This window comes from Marinilactibacillus sp. GCM10026970, from assembly GCF_042660675.1.
Taxonomy (GTDB): Bacteria; Bacillota; Bacilli; order Lactobacillales; family Carnobacteriaceae_A; genus Marinilactibacillus.
The window spans coordinates 39634-61991 of the sequence record NZ_JBHSUL010000023.1 but is presented as its reverse complement, the minus strand read 5'-3'; the positions used below and the strand labels follow the sequence as shown (position 1 = coordinate 61991).

At 38.1% G+C, this 22358-nt stretch carries 24 protein-coding genes; 10 read left to right on the top strand and 14 right to left on the bottom strand.

Features of this window, described 5'->3' with window-relative positions; translation table 11 throughout:
• Window positions 1-111: 111 nt before the first annotated feature.
• Both ACFP65_RS06825 and ACFP65_RS06820 read right to left on the bottom strand, forming a co-directional pair.
• Complete coding sequence (locus ACFP65_RS06825) at window positions 112-1128, bottom strand: glycosyltransferase family 4 protein (protein WP_379917098.1); 1017 nt, start codon at window positions 1126-1128, stop codon at window positions 112-114.
• 14 nt (window positions 1129-1142) lie between these two features.
• Window positions 1143-2324, bottom strand: coding sequence for a glycosyltransferase family 4 protein (locus ACFP65_RS06820; RefSeq protein WP_379917096.1), 1182 nt, complete (start codon window positions 2322-2324; stop codon window positions 1143-1145).
• A 304-nt stretch (window positions 2325-2628) separates the two neighbouring features.
• On the opposite strand from ACFP65_RS06820, the gene trpS reads away from it, so the two are divergent.
• Window positions 2629-3642 (top strand): tryptophan--tRNA ligase, encoded by a 1014-nt coding sequence (gene trpS, locus ACFP65_RS06815; RefSeq protein WP_379917094.1) that lies wholly within the window; start codon window positions 2629-2631, stop codon window positions 3640-3642.
• A 77-nt stretch (window positions 3643-3719) separates the two neighbouring features.
• Entirely contained in the window at window positions 3720-4226 is a 507-nt protein-coding gene (locus ACFP65_RS06810) for a GNAT family N-acetyltransferase (protein WP_379917092.1), read from the top strand.
• Window positions 4227-4270: 44 nt separating this feature from the next.
• On the opposite strand, the gene ACFP65_RS06805 is transcribed toward ACFP65_RS06810, so the two are convergent.
• Genes ACFP65_RS06805 through aroE form a run of 4 tightly spaced genes read right to left on the bottom strand, consistent with a single transcriptional unit; the run spans window position 4271 to window position 6883 of the window.
• Window positions 4271-5107 carry a prephenate dehydrogenase gene (locus ACFP65_RS06805; RefSeq protein ID WP_379917090.1) on the bottom strand — a complete coding sequence of 279 codons (837 nt, stop codon included), beginning with the start codon at window positions 5105-5107 and terminating at the stop codon, window positions 4271-4273.
• Between the two features lie 11 nt (window positions 5108-5118).
• Entirely contained in the window at window positions 5119-5553 is a 435-nt protein-coding gene (gene aroQ / locus ACFP65_RS06800; protein ID WP_379917088.1) for a type II 3-dehydroquinate dehydratase, read from the bottom strand.
• On the bottom strand, window positions 5550-6071 hold the full coding sequence (locus ACFP65_RS06795) for a shikimate kinase (RefSeq protein WP_379917086.1): 522 nt from the start codon (window positions 6069-6071) through the stop codon (window positions 5550-5552). Before ACFP65_RS06795 ends, aroQ begins: the two co-directional genes overlap by 4 nt.
• Window positions 6068-6883: a shikimate dehydrogenase gene (gene aroE / locus ACFP65_RS06790; RefSeq protein WP_379917084.1), complete on the bottom strand. Its 816-nt coding sequence runs from the start codon at window positions 6881-6883 to the stop codon at window positions 6068-6070. The genes ACFP65_RS06795 and aroE overlap by 4 nt, the downstream gene beginning before the upstream one ends.
• 748 nt (window positions 6884-7631) lie before the next feature.
• On the opposite strand from aroE, the gene ACFP65_RS06785 reads away from it, so the two are divergent.
• From ACFP65_RS06785 to ACFP65_RS06760, 6 genes are read left to right on the top strand one after another with little or no spacing between them, the layout of a single operon-like run.
• Complete coding sequence (locus ACFP65_RS06785; protein ID WP_379917082.1) at window positions 7632-8165, top strand: hypothetical protein; 534 nt, start codon at window positions 7632-7634, stop codon at window positions 8163-8165.
• Between the two features lie 18 nt (window positions 8166-8183).
• A complete protein-coding gene (gene aroF / locus ACFP65_RS06780) occupies window positions 8184-9224 on the top strand; it encodes a 3-deoxy-7-phosphoheptulonate synthase (protein ID WP_379917080.1) in 1041 nt (346 codons plus the stop codon).
• Between the two features lie 17 nt (window positions 9225-9241).
• A complete protein-coding gene (aroB, locus tag ACFP65_RS06775; RefSeq protein ID WP_379917078.1) occupies window positions 9242-10330 on the top strand; it encodes a 3-dehydroquinate synthase in 1089 nt (362 codons plus the stop codon).
• Window positions 10327-11574 carry a 3-phosphoshikimate 1-carboxyvinyltransferase gene (gene aroA, locus ACFP65_RS06770; protein ID WP_379917076.1) on the top strand — a complete coding sequence of 416 codons (1248 nt, stop codon included), beginning with the start codon at window positions 10327-10329 and terminating at the stop codon, window positions 11572-11574. The genes aroB and aroA overlap by 4 nt, the downstream gene beginning before the upstream one ends.
• Window positions 11555-12652 carry a chorismate synthase gene (gene aroC / locus ACFP65_RS06765; protein ID WP_379917074.1) on the top strand — a complete coding sequence of 366 codons (1098 nt, stop codon included), beginning with the start codon at window positions 11555-11557 and terminating at the stop codon, window positions 12650-12652. The genes aroA and aroC overlap by 20 nt, the downstream gene beginning before the upstream one ends.
• Window positions 12645-12914, top strand: a complete 270-nt coding sequence (locus ACFP65_RS06760; RefSeq protein WP_379917072.1) for a chorismate mutase — start codon at window positions 12645-12647, stop codon at window positions 12912-12914. The genes aroC and ACFP65_RS06760 overlap by 8 nt, the downstream gene beginning before the upstream one ends.
• 60 nt (window positions 12915-12974) lie before the next feature.
• Here the strand turns inward: ACFP65_RS06760 and ACFP65_RS06755 are convergent, their stop codons facing one another.
• From ACFP65_RS06755 to ACFP65_RS06725, 7 genes are all read right to left on the bottom strand, one after another.
• Window positions 12975-14219, bottom strand: coding sequence for a glutamate-5-semialdehyde dehydrogenase (locus ACFP65_RS06755; RefSeq protein ID WP_379917070.1), 1245 nt, complete (start codon window positions 14217-14219; stop codon window positions 12975-12977).
• On the bottom strand, window positions 14216-15046 hold the full coding sequence (gene proB, locus ACFP65_RS06750; protein WP_379917068.1) for a glutamate 5-kinase: 831 nt from the start codon (window positions 15044-15046) through the stop codon (window positions 14216-14218). The genes ACFP65_RS06755 and proB overlap by 4 nt, the downstream gene beginning before the upstream one ends.
• Before the next feature lie 114 nt (window positions 15047-15160).
• On the bottom strand, window positions 15161-16045 hold the full coding sequence (locus ACFP65_RS06745) for a hypothetical protein (protein ID WP_379917066.1): 885 nt from the start codon (window positions 16043-16045) through the stop codon (window positions 15161-15163).
• Window positions 16046-16130: 85 nt separating this feature from the next.
• On the bottom strand, window positions 16131-17291 hold the full coding sequence (locus ACFP65_RS06740; protein WP_379917064.1) for a hypothetical protein: 1161 nt from the start codon (window positions 17289-17291) through the stop codon (window positions 16131-16133).
• A 14-nt stretch (window positions 17292-17305) separates the two neighbouring features.
• A complete protein-coding gene (locus tag ACFP65_RS06735; RefSeq protein ID WP_379917062.1) occupies window positions 17306-18154 on the bottom strand; it encodes a hypothetical protein in 849 nt (282 codons plus the stop codon).
• Window positions 18151-18840 carry an ATP-binding cassette domain-containing protein gene (locus ACFP65_RS06730; protein ID WP_379917060.1) on the bottom strand — a complete coding sequence of 230 codons (690 nt, stop codon included), beginning with the start codon at window positions 18838-18840 and terminating at the stop codon, window positions 18151-18153. The genes ACFP65_RS06735 and ACFP65_RS06730 overlap by 4 nt, the downstream gene beginning before the upstream one ends.
• An 11-nt stretch (window positions 18841-18851) precedes the next feature.
• Window positions 18852-19220 (bottom strand): GntR family transcriptional regulator, encoded by a 369-nt coding sequence (locus ACFP65_RS06725; RefSeq protein WP_379917058.1) that lies wholly within the window; start codon window positions 19218-19220, stop codon window positions 18852-18854.
• A 311-nt stretch (window positions 19221-19531) separates the two neighbouring features.
• On the opposite strand from ACFP65_RS06725, the gene ACFP65_RS06720 reads away from it, so the two are divergent.
• Window positions 19532-19963 carry an 8-oxo-dGTP diphosphatase gene (locus tag ACFP65_RS06720; RefSeq protein ID WP_379917056.1) on the top strand — a complete coding sequence of 144 codons (432 nt, stop codon included), beginning with the start codon at window positions 19532-19534 and terminating at the stop codon, window positions 19961-19963.
• Between the two features lie 23 nt (window positions 19964-19986).
• Window positions 19987-20880 carry an alpha/beta fold hydrolase gene (locus tag ACFP65_RS06715; RefSeq protein WP_379917054.1) on the top strand — a complete coding sequence of 298 codons (894 nt, stop codon included), beginning with the start codon at window positions 19987-19989 and terminating at the stop codon, window positions 20878-20880.
• On the opposite strand, the gene ACFP65_RS06710 is transcribed toward ACFP65_RS06715, so the two are convergent.
• Window positions 20848-22221, bottom strand: coding sequence for an MATE family efflux transporter (locus ACFP65_RS06710; RefSeq protein WP_379917052.1), 1374 nt, complete (start codon window positions 22219-22221; stop codon window positions 20848-20850). The two genes, ACFP65_RS06715 and ACFP65_RS06710, sit on opposite strands and share 33 nt — an antisense overlap.
• Between the last annotated feature and the right edge of the window lie 137 nt (window positions 22222-22358).

Below are 22358 nucleotides of genomic sequence, written 5' to 3'. Positions count from 1 at the left end.
AAATAATCAATGCAATTAAAATGGGGGGGGATCCTGTTTAGATAAAAAGAGAGAAAGTATCGAGTCAACCTCAAAACTTTCTCTCTTTCTTATAACTCCAATTGTTAACGGTTAATCATTGAATAATTTTTTGTAAATAATAGCTAGATCAAGGCTCACTTTGTGCAGGTCAAACTGTTCAGCAGCATGGCGACCTGGAGTAGTCAGTGAGGGAAGTTTTTTCTCTAAAATCAAAGGAAGTATTTTTTTGAATCCTTCTTGGGTGGCTGCTTTATAAACTACTGTCTTATCAGGTAACCACTCTCTGTAAATTGGAATATCTCTAACCAATATAGGAAGTTCGTTGGCCAACGCTTCTAGCAGTACAATACCTTCTGTTTCTTCATGTGTCATGAATAGAAATAAATCACTACCCGAATAGACATCTCGTAATTCAGAAGAAGAAACGAATCCGGGGAATTGTACGTTAGCTGAAGCTTGTTTAATGGCATTTTGTACGGTCCGAGTCATAAGAGACTTTGACGTATGTCCAAACCAGAAAAACAAGTATTCAGGATACTGTTTGGCTAAGGCTAAAAAATCTAGGATACCTTTGCGTTCAATCAAGTGTCCAACGGAAACAATGACTTTTTGATCTTCAGCCAAGTGGTACTGCTTTCTGAAACGCGCACCATTAGAAGATACTTTAGTGAAATAAGTGGTATCGACTCCGTTCGATAAAGAAACGATAGGTCTGTTTAAACTATAATTCAGTAAAATATTTTTAGAATATTGTGTTGGTGTGACAATGATATCTCCTTGGCGGTAGCAATACTGCAGCCATTTTTTAAAAAGTGGCGCAATCACATTGGATCCACGGAAAGAATTCCTAAAATCCTCCATAGTGGAATGTCCATAATAGATAACTTTTTTTCCATCACTATGAGCTTTTTTCGCCATAAATACAGAGTCGGGAAGTATCGTATTCAAATGCACTACGTCGTAGTCTTCTTTAGGATTTTCAGTATAAGCTACATTCAGGGATTCTAACATTTTTTTCTGGTGACGAAGTGCTTCACCAATCCCACTTTGAGTGATGACTTTTTCTGAACCTTTATACAGTAAGACTTTCTTGTTGAAGTGTTCCAATTAAATCCTCATTCCTAGAGAGAGAAAACGTGCTGATGCGTATGGGTTCTGATAGCTTCTAAATAGACCAGTTCCACACTTTTTCCAAAAGCTTCGATAGAGTACGTTTCTTCGATTTTGTTTTGTGCTGCCAGTTTTTTTGAATGATCAAAATCATCTTGAGTTAATAGGGTATAAAGAAAAGACTTGAATTCAGAAAATTCAGTATACTGAAATCCATTCTCTCCATCTTCAATTACGTCAATTAGACAATCATCTTTTCTACATAAAGCAAAAACGCCGCTTGCAAGAGCTTCAATATAAGAAAGACCTTGCGTTTCACTAGTAGACGCACTGACAAAAAGATCTCCTGCCTGATAGTAAGTGGCGATTTTATTAGGATCGACCATGCCGGCGAAGACTACAAAGGCACGAGCGTCTATTTCATCAATGAAGGCCTCCAGTGTTTCTCTGTAAGGGCCATCTCCAACAACTAGGAGTCGAAGCTTCGGATCATTAAGCTCTTTAAGGTAAGAAATAATTTCTTCCAAATTTTTTTCTTTAGCGATTCTTCCGACACTGACAAGTACGGAACAATCATCGGGTATAGAAAGAGAGCGTCTCAATGCTGTAATCTCTTTCTGGTCAACTGGCTTATTGAATTTCTCTAAATCCAAACCAGTAGGAATCACATGTACAGGCTGATTTACCTTGTATCCTTTTAAAAGGGATTCGACTTTTTTTGTCGGAACAATCACGGCATCTGAATGGTTCAAGACTCTTTTGCTGAACAAAGCAACAGCCTTTTTACCCCATTTTTTATTTGGTGAAAAATAATGCGTATAATCTTCATAGACAGTGTGATATGTATGCACTATTGGGATCATCAAAGTCTGAGAGATTCTACGCGCGATTCTAAACGTGCTGAACTCACATTGAGTGTGAATCACATCAGGGTTCCATTCTAGAATATGAGACAACACATCATCATCCATCGTCAAGGCCACTCGTGCACCGGGATAAATTTTTCCGACACCATAAGAAGGCATTGAATATAAACCCCGCTCTTCATCTACATGAGAGTTGGATTTTTCTGATAGAGTCAGTATGCGGACTTCGTGTCCCATGTCTGTCAAAATCTCTTTTAGGTTGATAATAGAAGTGATTACACCGTTAACAGTTGGAGTGTACCATTCTGTTGTAATTAATATCTTCATATCGTCCTCCAAAATTGATTGTCTTCATTATACTCTAAAAACTCTATAAAATAGACTGAATTTCAAAATTATCACGCAAATTTTACGAATTGTTAAAAGTATTTGTAAGAATGTTCATATGTGTGAATGCTACTGTCATCACTGTACCCTTAATCAACTTCTTTTACATCAGACCTTAGACTGGTTTTTGGTTGTGCGAAAAGGTATAAAGTTCTTTAAAATAAACAGATTATACATTGTTTTATATAGTATAGTTACGATACAATAAGTAAAAGCCAATTACAACATTAAGGAGCTAGGATTTATGAAAAGAATTATCTTGACAGGAGACCGTCCTACAGGGAAATTGCATCTAGGACATTATGTAGGATCTCTTCAAAATCGTTTAAAAATGCAACAAGATCCAGATAACCATATCTATGTTATGATTGCTGACCAGCAAGCTTTAACAGACAATGCTAAAACACCTGAAAAAGTTCAGAAAAGTGTAACAGAAGTAGCACTTGATTATCTTGCAATAGGGTTGGATCCAGAAAAAACAACCATTTTTATTCAGTCACAGATTCCTCAACTAGCTGAACTGATGATGTATTATTTGAATATCGTTACAGTATCCAGATTGAACCGAAATCCTACAGTGAAATCTGAAATTCAAGAAAAAGGCTTTAATGAAAGTATACCTGCGGGATTCTTTATGTACCCTGTCAGCCAAGCTGCCGATATTACAGCTTTTAAAGCAACACATGTACCAGTTGGAGAAGATCAGAGACCGATGCTGGAACAGACAAGAGAAATTGCGCGTGACTTCAATAGAATTTACCATACAGATGCTTTAATTGAACCAGATATCATTTTACCGCCAAAAGGACACGGAAGATTAGTTGGAATAGATGGTAGAGGTAAAATGAGCAAATCGCTCAATAATGGTATTTACTTATCAGATTCAGCGGATGATATCCAGAAAAAAGTGATGAGTATGTATACAGATCCGAATCATATCCGTGTAGAAGATCCAGGCCAGGTTGAAGGTAATGTTGTTTTCACCTACCTTGATGTCTTTGATGATGATAAAGAGAAAGTTCAAGAACTGAAAGACCACTATCAAAAGGGTGGGCTAGGAGACGTTAAGATTAAACGTTACTTGAATGAGGTTCTTCAAGCTAAACTACAACCGATTCGCGAACGCAGAGAAGAAGCTTCAAAAGATTTGGATGCCGTTCACGCCATGCTGAAAGCCGGTAGTGAGAAAGCAGAAAAAGTCGCTGCGCAAACACTGGATGAAGTGAAAAGTGCTATGGGAATCAATTATTTTAAATAAACCAGTGAGATACACAAGAGGAGCGTCAAAGCTCTTCTGTGTATCTTTTCTATTCTAAAAAGAAAGTAGGTAGGCATATGTTAGAGACAGAAAGACTGAGGTTAAGAGACTATACACAGAATGATTTGGAATTTTTAAAGACCTTAACTTCAAATCCTAAAGTTGTAAAGTATATAGGAATTGGAGAAGTTTATACGCAAGAGCAGACAAAAGCTGCCTTAGAGCGTATGTTCAACTTATATGAAAAAAATCCATATATGGGACTCAAAGTAATCGAATTAAAGGACAGTGGGGAACCAGTCGGCCATGCAGGATTTCTTCCTCAAACCGTAGAAGGTATAGACTATACGGAAATCGGCTATTGGATTGCAGAAGAACATTGGAGAAATGGCTACGCTACAGAAATCGCGACGGCTTTGAGAGCATTCGGGGAACAGCAACTACACTTAGATGAGATCATTTCATTGGTTCATGTAGAAAATGAAGGCTCAAAAAAAGTTGCAGAAGCTAATGGGATGCAGATCAAAAAAACGGTGACTTTGAAAGGGAAAGACGTTTACGTGTTTTCAACATTAGAAAAGTAAGTTAAAAAGAGGATTCTCTACCGAATTAAGTAGAGAATCCTCTTTTAGTACCAATTCCTTCTTTGAACACTAGCTTTTTTGAAAATAGATTTTAAAGCTACTTCATCATCTTCGACTAATGTCCGTTTAAGTTTGTCGAGTTCATCTTCGAATGCTTCTATAGAATTTAAGAGAGCAGAACGATTATTCAAAAAAAGTTCGCTCCACAAGTCTCCATTGATATCTGCGATTCTTGTAAGCTCCTTAAAACTATTACCGGCAAAGGTCAGTGTGTCTTCAGAAGCTTGCGAACTATTTACGACAGCTACAGAAAGAGCGTGCATCAGCTGACTGACGTATGCAATTTGGTTATCGTGTAATTCTGGAGTGACACGCGAAAGAGTTTCAAATCCGATATCCCGATAAACCTTTTCAACAAGCACAAGATTAGCTTCTCTATTAAATGGAATAGGGGTGATTAAGGCGTTCGCCCCAATAAATCGAGTATGGTCTGCGCCAATGAAGCCTTTCTTTTCACTTCCACGCATTGGATGAGCAAAAACAAAATCAGCCGTATCAGGTAGAACTTTCATCACTTGTTCAACGATGGATGTCTTCACACCTGTAACATCTGTCAATACAAGACCACTTTTAAAGTCATCTCTGTACTGTTCAACAAAAGACGCAATTTGATTGGGATAAAGGGAGAGTAGAACAAGATCCATATCAGGTAACAGTACTTTTGCATCAGTGTAACCTTTGATGATCAGCCCTTCTTTTTCTGCGGTCGCAATCGTGTTTGGATCAAGATCTACTCCGTAAATTTCTTTGTACCCAGCCGCTTTGAGGCCCATAGCAAATGAACCGCCAATTGCGCCTAGTCCAATAAGTGCAATTTTCATTTCAGACTCCTTTAAACTAAATTTTCTTCTAAAGCATGAACGGCTAGAGTATATCCTGCTGCCCCAAAGCCGGAAATTTGTCCGATACAGGCAGGAGCCACAACGGATTCTTTTCTGAAAGATTCTCTGGCGTTGATGGCACTCAGATGCACTTCCACTGTAGGAACCGCAATTGCTTTGACTGCATCATGAATTGCATAACTATAATGTGTATAAGCGGCAGGGTTAAAAATGATGCCGTCTATATTATCTGTATGTGCTTGTTGTATTCGGTCGATTAAATCACCTTCTGAGTTGCTTTGAAAGAATGTACAGTTATGACCGCGCTCGGTAGCATAGTGATTGATCTGCTTTTCTATATCTTCTAATGTTTGAGTACCGTAGATTTCTGGTTCACGAATACCGAGAAAGTTCAGATTCGGTCCATTCAGGATCAGTAAATTCATTTGCTTACTCCTTTTTTAATGGTTTCAGGAAGATTTTGTTCAATTGTCTTTAATACATAAGCTTCACTGGAATCGTTTTTCACAACAAAATCCGCAGCAGAACGGTAAAGTTCAATCCGCTCATCATATAATTGGTATAGTTTATCTGTGCCGTCTTTTAATAAAGGACGATGATCCACTCGAATATCTTCAACGATATTATCTACAGGCCGATCAATAAAAACAATCCAGCCAGTTTTCTTAAGAGCCTGTATGTTTTCTTTTTTTAACACAACTCCACCGCCACAAGAAATAATGGAATGTGTTGTTTCTGAAGCGACTCGTCTACAAGTATCGGATTCAATCATTCTAAAGTGTGCTTCACCAATTTCAAATAATTCTGGAATAGACTGATACGTTGTTTTTTCAATGACTTCATCTGTATCAATGAAGGATAAACCTAATTTTTGACTAAGTTTTTTTCCAAAGCTTGTTTTACCGCTACCTGTCATGCCAATGAATACTAAGTTTGTTTTCAATTAGATTCACTCAATTCATTTTGAAAGTACTCAATCAATTCGTCGATCAAGCTGTCTTCAATCATACAGTTTTCCCAGATTTCCACTGCTCGAACGGCTTGTCCAACGAGCATTTCTAGACCATTCGCAGTCTCTTTATGCAATTGATTCCCCATTTTTAATAAGTTGGTTACTTCAGGGTTATAAATTAAGTCTATAATTGTGCCGAACTGCTCAACGATCGAAGCATCGACAGGAGAATCATTCATTTCTGGATACATACCAACTGGAGTAGTATTAATTAGATAATCTCCGCTGTATGAAGATAAAGAATCGTAAGTGGTATAGGTCTTTTTCGTGGTGTCCTCATATTTTTCAGGAGATCTCGAAGCAATAATCAGTTGTTCAATCCCCTGATCAAGAAGGTAGGCTTCAACAATCTTTGCAGCTCCGCCTGTTCCTAGAATAACTGCTGTTTTATCTTTTATTGTCCAGTTTCTTCTTTGGAAAATCAAACTAAAGCCTGCATAGTCTGTATTGTGACCGATTAGCTTTCCGTTTTTATGCTCTATGGTATTAACAGCATTCAATTTTTCAGCAAATGAATCAATCTCGTCTAAATAAGGCATAACTTTTTCTTTATAAGGGATCGTAACATTCACACCATTGATCGTTAAGGCTTTTACACCAGAAACGGCTTGCTCAAGAAGAGCTGGTTTAAATGCGAAAGCTTTATAAGCAGCATCGATTCTAAGCAGTTGATAAATGCGTTTATGTAGAGCCGGAGAAAGTGTATGGGAGAGGGATTCTCCAAATAAACCATAAAAGTGCATAATAAACTCCTTTCGTCATCCATATATTGGTTTGAAGTATAGACAAAAGAAAAATAAAACACAAATAGAATTTATTTTTAAAAATTTTTTCAAGAAATTTTATTCAATAAAAAAGCTTATGGTTAAGCGATAATATGAGAATTTAAGAAAGAACATTAAAAGATTATTTGAGTTTTTTTGAGGATGACTGTTGACAAGCCTAAATCTAATTGCTAGTATTGGGTCACAGTTGAACAACAGCTGATACTAATTGATTGAAGGAGAGAAATTGAGATGAATAGACAATTACAAATCGAAATGGCTCCGCAATTGAATAGTTATTACTTTAGCTTCTTTAGGATCAAATCTATGGAGGCTGAAGAGCTTTAAGCTGCTGACAACAGCGTCCCATAGATTTCACGAGAAATCGAATGGGGCGCACAAGTAAAATAACAACATTTTATGAGTGAACTTAACCAACGCCGCATTCGAACTTCTCCCAAAAAGAGAACTCGAACGCGGCGTTTTTGTTGTGGCCGTTCGAAGCAAAGCGAGTTACGGCCACAATACTAGGCGAACGCCAGTGAGCGTAGTCACCCGAGCCGCAAGGCAAACCGTTCGAAGCGAAGCGAGTTACGGGCAAAGTACTAGGCGAGCGTAGTTACCTAAATCGTTCGAATAAAAGTTAAAGACGTTGTTCAATCGTACCGAGAAGTCTGTTAAAAAAGAAACCATCTACATTCAAAAAATAGTGAGGGATGCACATATGATGATTCATACATTAGGGCCAGAAAGTACGGATAGTTATGCAGCAGCTAAATCTTTGATCAAGTCAGAAGAAGATGACATTGTTGCATATCCGTCCTTTGACAACTTGATTCATAACATTGAGCTGTTGAAAGGAGAGTACGTATTATTCCCGGTAGCCTTTAAAAGCGCTCGAAGGGAATACGGCTGGAAAGAATTTAATTATGATTACTGGGATAAAGTGGAACTTGTCGAAGTCTTTCAGAAAAAAACGAAGCCTATGGTGCTCGTCAAAAATAAAGAACATTCTGAAAATACAGCGATGATTCATCCAGCGACCACTATTTTCTTGAAAAAGTATTTGGAATCGATCGAAGATCCAACATTGATCACTTATACAGACAGTAAATATAAAGCATGGACAGCTTTTTGTAAGAAAAACTTGAAGTACACCATCATTAGTGAGGATGTGTTTGAAAAAGAGCGCTACCCCGAACATGAAGTAGAAGAACGATATGAACCAGTAATGGTTTGGTGTTTATACAAAATAATTTAAAAAAAGAGGAGAATGATCATGATAGTCGTATTAAAACAAGGTGTTTCAGCAGAATCAGTTAAAGAAATTACAAAAAAATTAGAAGCAAAAGGTGTTTCTGTTAGTCATTTTTCAGATGTTAAAAGAGATTTTCTAGGCTTGATTGGAGATACAAGTGGAATCGATACACATCAGATACAAGCATTAAAAGAAGTTGACCAAATCGTACGCGTGGAAGATCCTTACAAACGTGCAAACAGAAAATTCCATCCTGAAAATTCTGTTATCAAAATTGATAAAGAAACAATCGGTGGCGGACAATTAGGCATCATTGCGGGACCTTGTTCAGTAGAAAGTGAAGAACAGATCATCCATGTCGCAAAACGCATCAAAGCAGCCGGAGCAAACTTCCTAAGAGGTGGGGCATTCAAACCTAGAACTTCTCCATACAGTTTCCAAGGACTTGAATTAGAAGGTTTGAGAATGCTACAAGCCGCTAAAGCTGAAACAGGTCTACCAATCGTTACAGAATTGATGTCGACTAAATGGATTGACGAGTTCGTTGACTCCGTTGATATGATTCAAATTGGTGCGCGTAATATGCAAAACTTCGATCTTCTAAAAGAAGTCGGCAAGACTCAGACACCCGTCTTATTAAAACGAGGCTTATCTGCAACTTACCAAGAATGGTTAATGTCAGCGGAATACATTATGTCTGAAGGAAACGAGAACGTGATCTTATGTGAACGTGGTATCCGTACATTTGAAACAGAAACAAGAAATACATTAGATATTCAAGCAGTACCAGTGATCAAGAAATTGTCTCACTTGCCTATTATTATAGACCCAAGTCACGCAGGTGGCATGTCTTACTTGGTTGAAGCTGGAGCAAAAGCAGGAATTGCTGCTGGAGCTGATGGCTTAATGATCGAAGTACACGATGATCCAGCAAATGCATGGAGTGATGGCGAACAATGCCTGACACCAGATGAGTTCGAAGAATTAATGATCAAAGCAAGTAAATTAGCTGAAATTGAAGGACGCTCAATTCAAGCAGCATCAACAATCTTATCTAAATAATTTAAAGGAGGGAAGACATGCCTGAATTAATCGTAAAAGTTCCTGCAGAGGAGACGAGTTATGCATTAAAAATTGAGAAAAACCTATTGAGTCAAATTGGTAGAGAAATCTCTGCCCTGTTTAGCGGCAAAAAGATTATGGTTGTAACAGATGAGACGGTCCATAACCATTACGGCGAAAACGTGCTGAATCAATTAAGAAGAGCGGGATTTGAAGTTCAGTGTATTGTCTTACCACCAGGAGAACAAACCAAAACCTTTAGTTCCATGCCAGCTATATTCAGTCAATTGATTGAATTTGGCTTGACCAGAAGTGATTTAATTATTGCACTTGGTGGCGGTGTAGTGGGAGACATTACAGGGTTTGCAGCAGCAACTTACTTGAGAGGTATTTCTTTCGTACAGATTCCAACCACACTATTGGCACAAGTAGATAGTAGTGTTGGGGGAAAAGTTGGTGTAGATTTGCCAGAAGGTAAAAATTTGGTCGGTGCTTTCTATCATCCTGAACTCGTGCTGATTGATCCATTAGTTCTAGAAACTTTAACCAATCAGTCATTCGCAGATGGTATGGCAGAAGTTATCAAGTACGGATGTATCAAAGACCAGAATCTATTCAATCATTTGATGGAAATGTCTTCAAGAGAAGAAGTGATGGATCAAATCGAATGGGTGATTGAGACGTGCTGTACAATAAAGAAAACAGTCGTACAAGAAGATGAAAAAGATACGAGTGAGCGTATGCTACTAAACTTCGGCCATACCTTGGGTCATGCCATTGAGGCGTATTATCACTACGAAGTCTACTCTCATGGTCAAGGAGTTGCGATTGGGATGGTTGAACTATCCAGACTCGCAGAAGAACAAGGACTGACGCAAACAGGAACCACAGAAAAGATTATCAAAATTCTTGAAAACCATCAGTTACCGACAAAATTAGAAACACCAGCAGATTACGCTGAAATTTTACCTTATATAGAAAAAGATAAAAAGAATTTCAAAGGTAATTTAAATATTATCGTTCTAGAGGAAATTGGGAGCGCGCGTCGAATTAAAACAGATCGAACGTTCTTCAGTAAATTAGAAGTAGGAGGAAACAAACCGTGACAACTTTAATGATAGAACCCAGTGAATTAACAGGCACGGTGACCGTTCCTCCTTCTAAAAGTATGGCCCATCGAGCAGTCATCTGCGCGGGTCTTGCAACGGGACAAAGTATCATTCGCAATATCCAGCTGTCTGACGATATTATAGCGACGATGGAAGGTATGCGTGCTTTTGGCGCAACGATTGAACAAGATGGAAATACTCTAATAATCGATGGATGCGGAGAAGCTGTAGCTCGCACGAATCAGGAAATTGACTGCAATGAATCAGGATCCACATTAAGATTTTTTGTACCTTTAGCAACACTGTTTGAAGGTCCGACACATTTTGTGGGGAGAGGAAAGTTAGGGCAGCGCCCGCTAGAAACTTACCGAGAATTATTTGAGCGCCAGGACTTAAGGTATGAAGCCGGAACATCAGAACAGTTGGATCTAACCATTGAAGGACGGTTAGAACCTGGAACTTATGAAATGCGTGGGGATATCAGTTCGCAGTTCATTACAGGTATGCTACTGACACTCCCGTTACTTGATGGGGACTCTACGATTGAGATCACAACACATCTTGAATCTAAAGGGTATATAGACTTAACCTTGTCTGTCTTATCAGCGTTCGGAATCATCATCAAACATGACGATGACTACAGAACCTTTGAAATCAAAGGGAATCAACGGTATCACGCACAAGACTACACAGTCGAAGGAGATTATTCTCAAGCGGCATTCTGGTTAAGTGCACAACTTTTAGGGAATAAAATAAAAGTAAATGGGCTAGATCAAAAATCCTTGCAAGGAGACCGTGAGATTGTCCATATACTTGAACAGCTCAGTTCCGGTGAAGAAGAGCGCACAATCGACGGGTCACAAGTACCAGATATCATCCCAACCGTAGCACTGGCGGCTTCTTTAAGTAAAGGTAAGACGAAGCTGATCAACCTTGAAAGATTACGCATCAAAGAAAGTGACCGATTAGTCGCTACTCAAAAAGAACTATCAGCCCTTGGTGCACAAATTGAAATCGTAGGAGATCAGTTGCATATAAAAGGTGTGCAAACGCTCAAAGGTGGCGCAGAAGTTTGGAGTCACAAGGATCACCGAATGGCCATGATGCTTGCGGTTGCGTCAACAGTTTGTCAAGAGCCGATACAATTAAAAGATTCCGAATGTGTCAAAAAATCATATCCCGATTTTTGGGAAGTGTTCAAAGAAGTAGGAGGAAAAATAGATGAGCGGAGTATGGGGTAAAAACGTCCAAGTCTCGATATTTGGAGAATCACACGGGGTTGCGATAGGCATTACAATTAATGGTCTGCCAGCTGGTCTGCAAGTGGATATGGACGAAGTACTAGTTGAAATGGCCAGAAGAGCACCGGGTAGAAATGAGTTAACCACACCTAGAAAAGAAAAAGATCTTCCTGAAATTTTGAGTGGACTTTTAGACGGGAAAACAACGGGAGCGCCTCTGACAGCAATCATCTGGAATACCAATACTCGCTCCAAAGACTACAGTTTACTTAAAAATGTGATGCGACCAGGACAAGCGGATTATCCAGGTCGTATGCGCTATAAAGGGCATAACGATCATAGAGGTAGTGGACACTTTTCAGGAAGAATCACAGCACCTTTAGTATTTGCCGGCGCAATTTGTAAGCAATGGTTGAAACAAAAAGGCGTCACGGTGGGTTCGCATATTCAGTCCATTGGAACCATTGAAGATGAAACATTCGCTGATCAAAAAGAGGTTACGGTAGAACAAATTGAAAAGTTCAAAGAACAACAATTGCCTTTATTCAATGAAACAAAAGAAGCGGAAATGAAAGATCTGATTGTCGAAGCTAAAGATGATGGAGATTCTGTCGGAGGTGTTGTAGAAACCTTTGTATTAGGCCTAGATGCCGGTTATGGTAACCCATTCTTTGATTCAGTGGAATCTCAATTAGCGCATCTTGTTTTTGCCGTTCCTGCTATCAAGGGAATCGAATTCGGAACAGGCTTTGATATCACGAAGATGCGTGGATCTGAAGCAAATGATGAATATTACTACGATGAAGATGGAAAGATCAAAACCCGTTCCAACAACAATGGCGGAATCATTGGCGGGATCACTTATGGAATGCCGGTCGTATTCCGAGCGGCCGTTAAGCCACCAGCTTCCATCAAAAAGAAACAACAAACAATCAACGTCGAAGAAGGCAAAGCAGCAGAACTGGAAGTAGAAGGTAGACATGATCCGTGTATCGTACCACGTGTACTGCCTGTATTAGAAGCAGTAACGGCTCTTGGATTGATGGATCTGATGATGGGAGGACAACATAATGAGTGAGTTAGAACAGTACCGTCAAGAGATTGATACAATTGATCAGGACTTGACGAGACTATTTGAAGCCCGTTTAAAAACGGTCTTAAAAGTAGGAGCATACAAAAAACAACATGATTTACCGGTTTTAGATGCCAGCAGAGAACAAAAAGTGATCGAGAAAAATGTTGGACGCTTGGAAGATAAGCAGTTTGAAGAAGAATTAACCAAATTCTTTCAGGCGATGATGGATATTACCAAAGAAACTCAAACAAAAATGATGGACTGATCACTCAGCTTAAAAAGAAAGGCAATGGAGATCCGAATTGGATTCCATTGCCTTTTTGAATTATCTAATTTGTCCTTCTCCGAAAATGATATATTTTGTAGAAGTTAGTTCCGGTAAGCCCATCGGTCCTCTAGCGTGCAGTTTCTGCGTGCTGATGCCAATTTCTGCACCGAATCCAAACTCGAATCCATCGGTAAAGCGAGTTGAGGCATTCACGTAAACAGCAGCTGAATCGACTTCTTTATGGAACTGTTGACTAGCATTATAGTCACTTGTCACAATGGCTTCAGAATGACCTGTACTGTAGTGATTGATATGAGTAATTGCGTCATCGATAGAAGAAACGACTTTAACAGCCAGGATATAATCCAAGAATTCTGTTTCCCAATCCGCTTCAGTTGCAGGTACAGATTCATTTAAGATAGCTTGAGCAGCTTCGTCAGCTCGTAATTCAACCTTCCATTCAGCAAGAGCGGATTCAATAACAGGTAAGAATTCTTCTGCTACAGATTCATGAATCAATAAAGTTTCTGCGGCGTTACAAACAGAAGGTCTTGTCGTCTTGGCATTCACGATAATCTCTTTAGCCATTTCAAGCTCTGCCGACTGATCAATATAAACGTGACAGTTTCCGGTTCCAGTTTCAATAACCGGAACGGTTGCATTCTCCACAACCGTTTTGATCAAGTTGGCGCCACCTCTAGGGATCAGAACATCCAAGTAACGGTTCAACTGCATCAATGCACGCGCTGTTTCTCTGGAAGTATCTTCCACAAACTGGATAACTTCTTTAGGAAAAGCTGTCTCTTGAAGTCCGTCCTGAAGAGCAGTAACAATCATTTTATTGGAATAAAAAGCTTCTTTTCCGCCTCTTAAAATTACAACATTACCCGATTTAAAACATAAGCCGGCAGCGTCTGAAGTGACATTTGGACGAGACTCGTAAATGATGCCAATTACACCAAGGGGCACAGTCTGTTGACCAATCTTAAGACCCGCCTCGTTTGTCCACATATTTTTAACTAAACCGATTGGGTCTGGAAGAAGGGTGATATCTACAAGTCCTTCAGCCATCGCATCGATTCTTTCTGAAGTCAATGTCAGACGATCAATCATGGTTTCTGAAACGCCATTTTCCGTTGCTGAAGCCGTATCTAATTCGTTAGCTTTTAAAATAGCTTCTTTTTGGTCAATTAAAGACTGAGCCATTTTCCCAAGAGCATCATTTTTGTCTTTTGTAGAAGCGTGCGACAACAGTCGTGTAGCTGCTTTTGCCTGTTTTCCTAAAGTCATTAAGTCAGTCATGAGCTCTCTCCTTTCTTCATAGGGGTGAATAGTGTACCAACAGCGGTTCCTTTGAGAATTTCAAACAGAACAGTAGGATCTTCTCCATTCGCGAGAATCATTTGTTTTTGAAGTGCAAGCACTTGTTCGGCAGCACTGAGTTTAGTCGTCATACCGCCTGTTCCGAAACGAGATCCAGCATCGTTCGCCAAAGCATAGGTCTCTTCAGTGACCTCTTGAATCGTATCGAACAGTTTTGCGTCTTCATTGTGCATTGGATTTTTGTCATAGAAGCCATCAATATCAGAAAGTAAAACGAGCAGGTCTGCATCGGTGATTTCCAGAACAAGAGCCGACAAGGTATCATTGTCGCCAAAACGCGTTAGATGATCCAATTCCTCTACAGAAACCGTATCATTTTCATTCACGATTGGAATCACATTTTTAATCAGCAATTGTTCAAAGGTATTGGCCGTGTTTTCTCGACTAACGGGGAAATCAATAACGTCTTTGGTCAAAAGGACTTGCCCCACTTGATGACCATAATGATAGAAGAATTGACTATACAAATTCATTAATTCTGTTTGGCCAATCGCAGCAATTGCCTGCTGTTCGGGGATCGTGACCGGTCTTTCTGTTAGGTTCATACGGGCGAGTCCAACACCGATAGCTCCTGAGGAAACAAGGATCACTTGTTTTCCCTGATTTTTTAAGTCACTTAATACGAAAGCCAGTTTTTCTAGTCTTTGTAGGTTGATAGAACCGTTTGGGTACATAATTGTACTGGTTCCAACCTTAACGACGATTCGGGTGCTTTTAATTAAGTCTTGTCTTGAAGAGTGTGACATGAGTTCATCCATTCTAGAATTCATAGATTCAATTTGTTTAGTTTAACGTACTTTAATTTTAAAACAGTATAACAATTTATATTAAGGAAATCTAGGGCATAGCAGCAAAGATATCTAGATAAACTTGCGGTAAGTTAGTAGGCAGTCTTTTTCTAGATAATCCATTGATGAAAAAAGTCCTGAGACAAAATGATCTGTTGTATCGATTTCCGGCTCGACCGATCTAATGCCATGTTGTTCAAATAAAAGCAATTGAGTTTTAAATAAACTATTTAACAGTAGAAAAGAGGATGGATGAGCCTCTCTCATACCTACCCAAGCGATTTCTATAGTAGTGTCTGACCTAAAAGTCGTTATATACGCCGTAATCCCTTTATCATCCAAAGCAACAAGACTCAAATCCATATCAGGCGCTTCATCAATTAAAAAAGTTTCCCATTCCTGCAAAGACATATCCGTAGCTGGATTAACTAGGTGAGTGTTTTCGTAATTGTGTTTGAGTAAAGTGATTAGTTCCTTTTTAAGAACCTCCTGTTGAAAGGCTTCTTTATAAGACAAGATATTTGTATAAGGTGAGATAGTAAACTTGCTCACGCAATGATTAATGGTCCATGTAGGTTCGTAAGTTTTGCGAATCAACTCATAGTGACTGGACTCTAAAGATCGGATCATTGAAGTCTGATCGTTCATTAACGAGTAGATAAAACGATCAGCGGTAAAAGAAGGGGAGTTTTCTAGCATTTCAAGAAGCTGATTTTTGAGTTCGCTTGATTCCTCTACAGAATCGTCCAAGTATATTTTAAAGTATTCTGCATGGGGGTGGAAAGGGTTGGCCCAGCTGACCGCTACAGCTACAATAAAATGATTTATAGTCACTTTAAGTTTAGTGTTATAGTAATCTGATTCCAATCGAGTGAGTAGAGGTGTAACCTGTTCAAGTAAGTTTGACGAGAACGAATCCATTTCAAACGGAACTAACATAGAAATACTATACTGCAATGGATGGTCTCCTTTCGTCGTTTTATAGAATGATTTTACCATACAAAAAGAGACTAGTCTTAGAGGGCTAGTCTCTTGCAAAAGATTAATCAGTTAAATAGTAGTTAGATGACCAAACATCTACATCGTTGGGTTCTATCATACCAAAATACAAAAGCTCACCTGTTTGAATATCGTTGACTTGAATACCTTGTCTACTGAGATTTTCTTGATAATCCGATATACTTGTATAAAGAATACCGTCTCTAATACCAATTGTATCATAGTAAAGGTCATCTTCCTCCGAGTTTTTTCTCTGAGGTAATCTTTGTTTTTCAAACTCTATTGTATCCTTTGAACCCCCACCTTCAAAGGTGACTTGTTGAAGGGTGAAATAATCTTCGGTTTCACCGTAAAGGTAAATATCATCTTCATTGAATACTGTATTTAAAGTATCTTCATTTTGGATTGTATCGATTTCAAGTATGTCACCCGTATCGTAATTATAAAGATGAGATAACTGTGTTTCGTAACTGGAATAAGATCCAGTCGCTACTAAAGTGCCAAGCTCCAAGAAAATATCGTTCGCATCATTAGAATTAAACATAGAATAACTAGTAGTATTAGGTCCTAATTGATCAGTGAAGTTCTGCTCTAGTGTTAAGGTTGGATTATTATCCGTTAAGTTCGTTGAGTACAGTTTCAATTCTTCAGAACGGTTAATCAGATAGTAAATATTTGGATAATTAATGGATACACTCTCTAGTGTGAATATGTTAGATTCATCTTCAGGAAGTTTTAAAGTGTGCTCTGAAACAGATTCATCGTTTTTGTTGAGTATAGAGACTTCTATACTATAATCATTACTTTGCCAATAAGTTTCATAATTAGTATTCGTATAAATGACTAAGTCCTCTGTCTCATTGTAGTAACTAAAAGGACTCTTTCCTCTGACAAAAGACCGATAGTTTTCTCGAAGAGAATCAATACGTGGATTGTTTACTCGATCTATGTTTTTAAGTAAAGACTGTTGTTTCTGGTAAGAAAATTGGCCGTCTTTATATGTGAAACGAGGATCTGTTTCGTTTGGATTACTGGAAGCGAATCCCGTTAGTACAAGTGGCTCCAAATATGTGTCATCGCCTTCAAAGGTAGTGAATACAAGGTCAATATTACCTGGTTTAGCGACAACTTGAGATATACAATAGACACTTAAAAAAGCTATTGAAAAAAGGGAAAAGGCAAATAATTTTGTATATTTTTTCATAGGATTCTTCCTTTCTATATCGTAATTTTATGTTTTAACAAATATCGACTTAACCCTATAGAAACTATTCCTACGACAATAGATAGCAAAAGAGTAGCTAATAACTGCTCAGAGGGAAAAAGTATATAGTGATTTCTGAGGATAGTAGGCAATAAGTGGGGCGAAACAACTAGTAACAAACTAAAAATACCAAATACTAAACCCATTAAAAATCCTCTTATACGATAACTTCTTTCGAGTAGAATAGCTGTATAAAGGACTAGAATAAATAAAAATCCTAACAGATAAAAAGTGAAAAATAATTCTACTGAGCTCGGTAGAAGAAATTGAAGAATTTGATTTGAATCAAAGGCATTTGCTAGACTTACGCGAATATAAAATTCAGATGAAATTAGAGAACGACTAATGAATTGTCCAATCCAGATCACAATATATTGAAGTGTCAGTAAACTAAATATTCCGAGAAAAACCGTTAGAACCTTCGCAGAATAAATGTACATTCTAGAAATAGGTAACATGAGCAAACGGTGAACAAAGGTGTTTTTCCCGAACCACTCTCTATACCAAGTGAAAATAGCGAAAAACATAAACCCGATTATGCCCAAGGCCAATGGGCCATATATCCATAAAGAACCTAATACAGTGTTCAAAGAAAAAGGCGAATAAGTTGATAAATACTGTGCTATACTCAATGACTGTGAGGCCATAGTTTCTCTTGCGTAACTCATATAAGATAAGGGAACATAAATGAACCCAATCAAATTAGACACAACCACAATGGCCATGATCCCAACTAGAAATTTAAACATACGTTCAAACTCAAAATTTACTAAGCGAATAAAATGCGTTAATTGCTTTTTCATGCGTTATACACCTCTCTCATAACATCTACTACAGAAAATCCTTCTTTTTCTCTTATTTCTTCAGCATAGAATTCTTTTAAAATAGTTCCTTCGCCCAGTAAAACGACTTTGTCGATTAAATGTTCAATATCATTGATCTCGTGCGTTGTGATCAATACGCCGCGGTCGTCTACAAGGTGACTACTGAAAACTTCTGTGATTTGTTCTCTAGTAAAGATATCTATACCAGAAAAGGGTTCATCCATTAATATGTAATCTACATCCAAAGCAAGTCCAACAAGTAAGTTCACTTTAGCCTGATTACCTTTAGATAGATCTTGAAGTTTATCGGTAAGTTTTAGTCGGAAAAAGCGAATTAAATCTTTCGCACGCTTATCGTTCCAAACATCATAAAAGTCTTTCATAAATTCAATTGTTTCTTGTATCGTCATTCCAGGCAGCATGATAGAAGCGTCGGGTATAAAAGCGATATGGTTGTACATATCAGGAGACTGAGTCTTACCGTCTATTAGAACTTCGCCTTTTTGGATAGGCGTAAGTTTCATAATAGAATTCAAAATCGTTGTTTTACCAACACCATTGATACCGATCAGACAAGTGATATCTCCTTTTTCAGCGGTAAAGGAAACACCTTTTAATACGTGTTTTCTTCCAAACCTTTTGTGAATATCTTTAATTTCAAGCATGAGTTAACCTCCTAAGATTGATTGTTCATTTCTGTTTTGATCATTTCGGTAATTTCTTCAATTGAGATATCGACTGTTTTAATGGCAACGACGAAGTCTTTCACAGCATGATTAACCCATTCATTTCTCAAGTGTTTTAAGATATTAGGATCTTCAGTGATTTTGCTTGGACGATTTGGTTCTGTATAAATCAATTGTTCGGCCTCCATTTCGCTATATGCTCGTTGAACAGTATTGGGATTGATTTTTAAGTCGTTTGCCAATTGTCTTCTGGAAGGAATTTCTTGTCCCGGTTGTAACTGACCAGAAATAATCTCTTGCTTAAGATACGCTATAACTTGCAAATAAATCGGGTCTCGTTTATTTAGGGTAAGCTTCATCTTGGGTGCTCCTTTCTATTTGGAAATAAGGTTCCTTTATTACACAAAAATGTTTCCCGTGAAACATTTTGAAAAAACGATCTTACTACTCCACGCTATAAAACCTTTTAAATCAAGTGTATCCATCAGAAAATAAATTTTTGAAAAGTGTGTTAATCTGTTAATACACACAGGGTAAAGAAAGAATTAAAAGTGTATGCACTATATAATACACTTCTAGACTGTATTATATAGTGCATACACTTTAGAAGTCAACACATATTTATCAAATTTGTTATACTATAAGAAAGATACGGAGTTTGAGGTGTAATATGGAAAAGACAATACTGACAAATATGATTATGATTGAAGATGGCAATGGAAATGTCCTCGTACAAAACCGTATGAAAACGTGGAAAGGTCTAGCGTTTCCAGGTGGGAAAGTAGAAAAAGGAGAATCCTTTGTCGAGGCAGCTATTCGAGAAGTAAAGGAAGAAACGGGATTAGATATAAAAAATCTTCAGCTTTGTGGAGTAAAACAGTTTCAAACAAAATTGGATGAACGTTACATTGTTTTTCTTTACAGAACAACTGTATACGAAGGAACAATCGTTTCTTCAGAAGAAGGAGAAGTGAAGTGGTTACCACTTGATCAACTGAAAGAAGCGAACACTGTTGAAGACTTTGATCAGATGCTAAAAGTGTTTCTAAACAAGGATACGAGTGAACTGTATTATACTGGGAACACTACTACGGTAATCTAGGAAATAGTTAGGAGGTTAAATACATGGAGTTAGAAAGGTTCAAACCCTTTCCTACATCTGATGGAGCATTGCTTCAATACTTTGATGTTGGTGAAGGAATTCCGCTGATACTTTTAGCTGGTGGGCAAACAACTGTACAAACATTTAAATACGTAACAAAAGAACTGAAAACACGTTACCGAGTCATTGGTCTAGAAAGAAGATTTGAAGGAGAAACTAAAGCACCTTTTAGAGAAATGAATCTGTTAAGGCAAGGAAAAGACTTGAATGAATTTCTGGAATTTATAGGAGTAGAAAAGCCTATTTTAATCGGACATTCCATGGGATCGTCCACTATCATGAGTTATTTATCGCAATTCAAAGATCAGAATATTACTTCGGCTATTTTTGTCGACCAAACGCCGAAAATGCTTAATGATTCAACTTGGGATGCAGGGATGCCAGAACTGACGAAAGACTCAATTCCTGCTTTCTTTGAGAAACCTGCATCTCCCTTGCACAAAATACCTAAACCTAAGATTCTTTGGCTGCTCTTTAACACGATGATTCGCAATAAGAAGTCGGTCGTCTCTATACAAGACAAATTACCCTTGTTCACGGATCATGCGGAGGCAGACTGGAGAGAAAGCCTCCAATCTATTACCAAACCAGTTTTGTTCATTGGAGCAGAATACAGTCCGTACTGGCCACCGAAACATGCAGAGATATGTGCCAATCTCGTTGAAAACGGAACATCTCGTATCATGAAAGCTGTTGGCCACGGCGCTCATATGGAAGATCATGATCAATTTGTCCAGATCGTAAAAGATTGGATCGAACAATTTGAAAAACAAAAAAGTCCACTGCTTAAAAAATATAAGCAGTGGACTTTTTGGTATAGAGATTTAACGAATCAATCCTGCAAGTTTAGGAAGTAATTTGGGACGTTCTACACCATCCAGTTGACGTTTCAAACTGTAATAAGAAAAAGTCAATGGAACTAGAGCAGCTAACCAAGCTAATGGATTAGACAATGTAACGCCTGCAAATCCTAATGTATTTGAAAGAAGAAGCGCAGCACCAACTCTTGAGAATAATTCCATGATACCTGCCAAAGTAGGAGCTGTACTTCTGCCCAAACCTTGTAGAGTGTAACGATAAATAAATAGCATCGCTAATAGGAAGTAGAAAGAAGCATTAGTTACAAAATATAGTTGAGATAATTCTAATATTTCAGTGCTTTCAGAGCCAACAAACAGAGTTGTTAAGCTACGGCCGAATAATACAAGCAAGAGTCCTACAACAGCACTATAAGTTAATACAACCTTCATTGTTGTACGAACCCCTTGCCAGACGCGATCTACTTTACCCGCACCATAATTTTGAGCAGAAAAAGTCGCCATAGTGATACCAAAAGATACTAATGGAAGGGTTGCGATCCCATCAATTTTCTGAGCAGCAGTTGTTGCCGCTACAGCAGTCGGGCCAAGGCTATTTAGTGTCATTTGAATCGCAATAGATCCGATTGCGATAATGGAACTTTGGAAGCCCATTGGAAAAGCGATTGTAGCATGTTCCTTGATTTGTCTGAAACCAGCTGCCCAATCTTCTTTATGAATTCTAAGAATTGGAACATAACGTTTAATGTAAACTAAGCCAACAATACTTGCAACGAATTGAGAGATCACAGTTGCTAAACCAGCACCTGCAACACCCATATTGAACACGAGAATAAAAAGTAAATCCAGACCAATGTTTAAAATTGATGTGATAATCAAAAAGAATAAAGGTGCGCGACTATTTCCGATAGAGCGTAAAACGTTAGAAATTAGATTGAAAAGTACAGCAGCGCCGATCCCTGAAAATAATACAGATAAATAACTGTTAGAATGTTCAATCAATTCGGCTGGTGTGTTCATAAATTCCAGAATCTGACGTGTGAAGATCACAGCTAAAACAGTCAAAACGATACTCATTGTTCCTGAAATAATAACACTTGCTGCTAAATTCTGTCTGATTTTCGCTTCATCTTTTTGGCCAAAACGTTGGGCCGTGATAACAGATAGTCCAGCAGTTAGACCAATAGCTAATCCAAGTATCAAGCCGTTGATACTTCCGGTAGCGCCTACTGCAGCGAAAGCTTCAACGCCAATCGTTTTACTAACGATAAACGTATCAGCCATTTGATACATTTGTTGGAATAAGTTTCCAAGAATCAGTGGGATGGAAAACATTACGATCAATTTAAGTGGGTTGCCTTTTGTCATATCTTTGTACAATATAATAACCTCCAGTTATTCGTGAGTCGTTTATAAGCAATAATGTAATAGAGTGAATCTAAGTTAACTCAAGAATAAGTTCACTTACTTAATAAATAAGGCCAACATTAAATTCAAGCGTATATCGCATCGTTTGA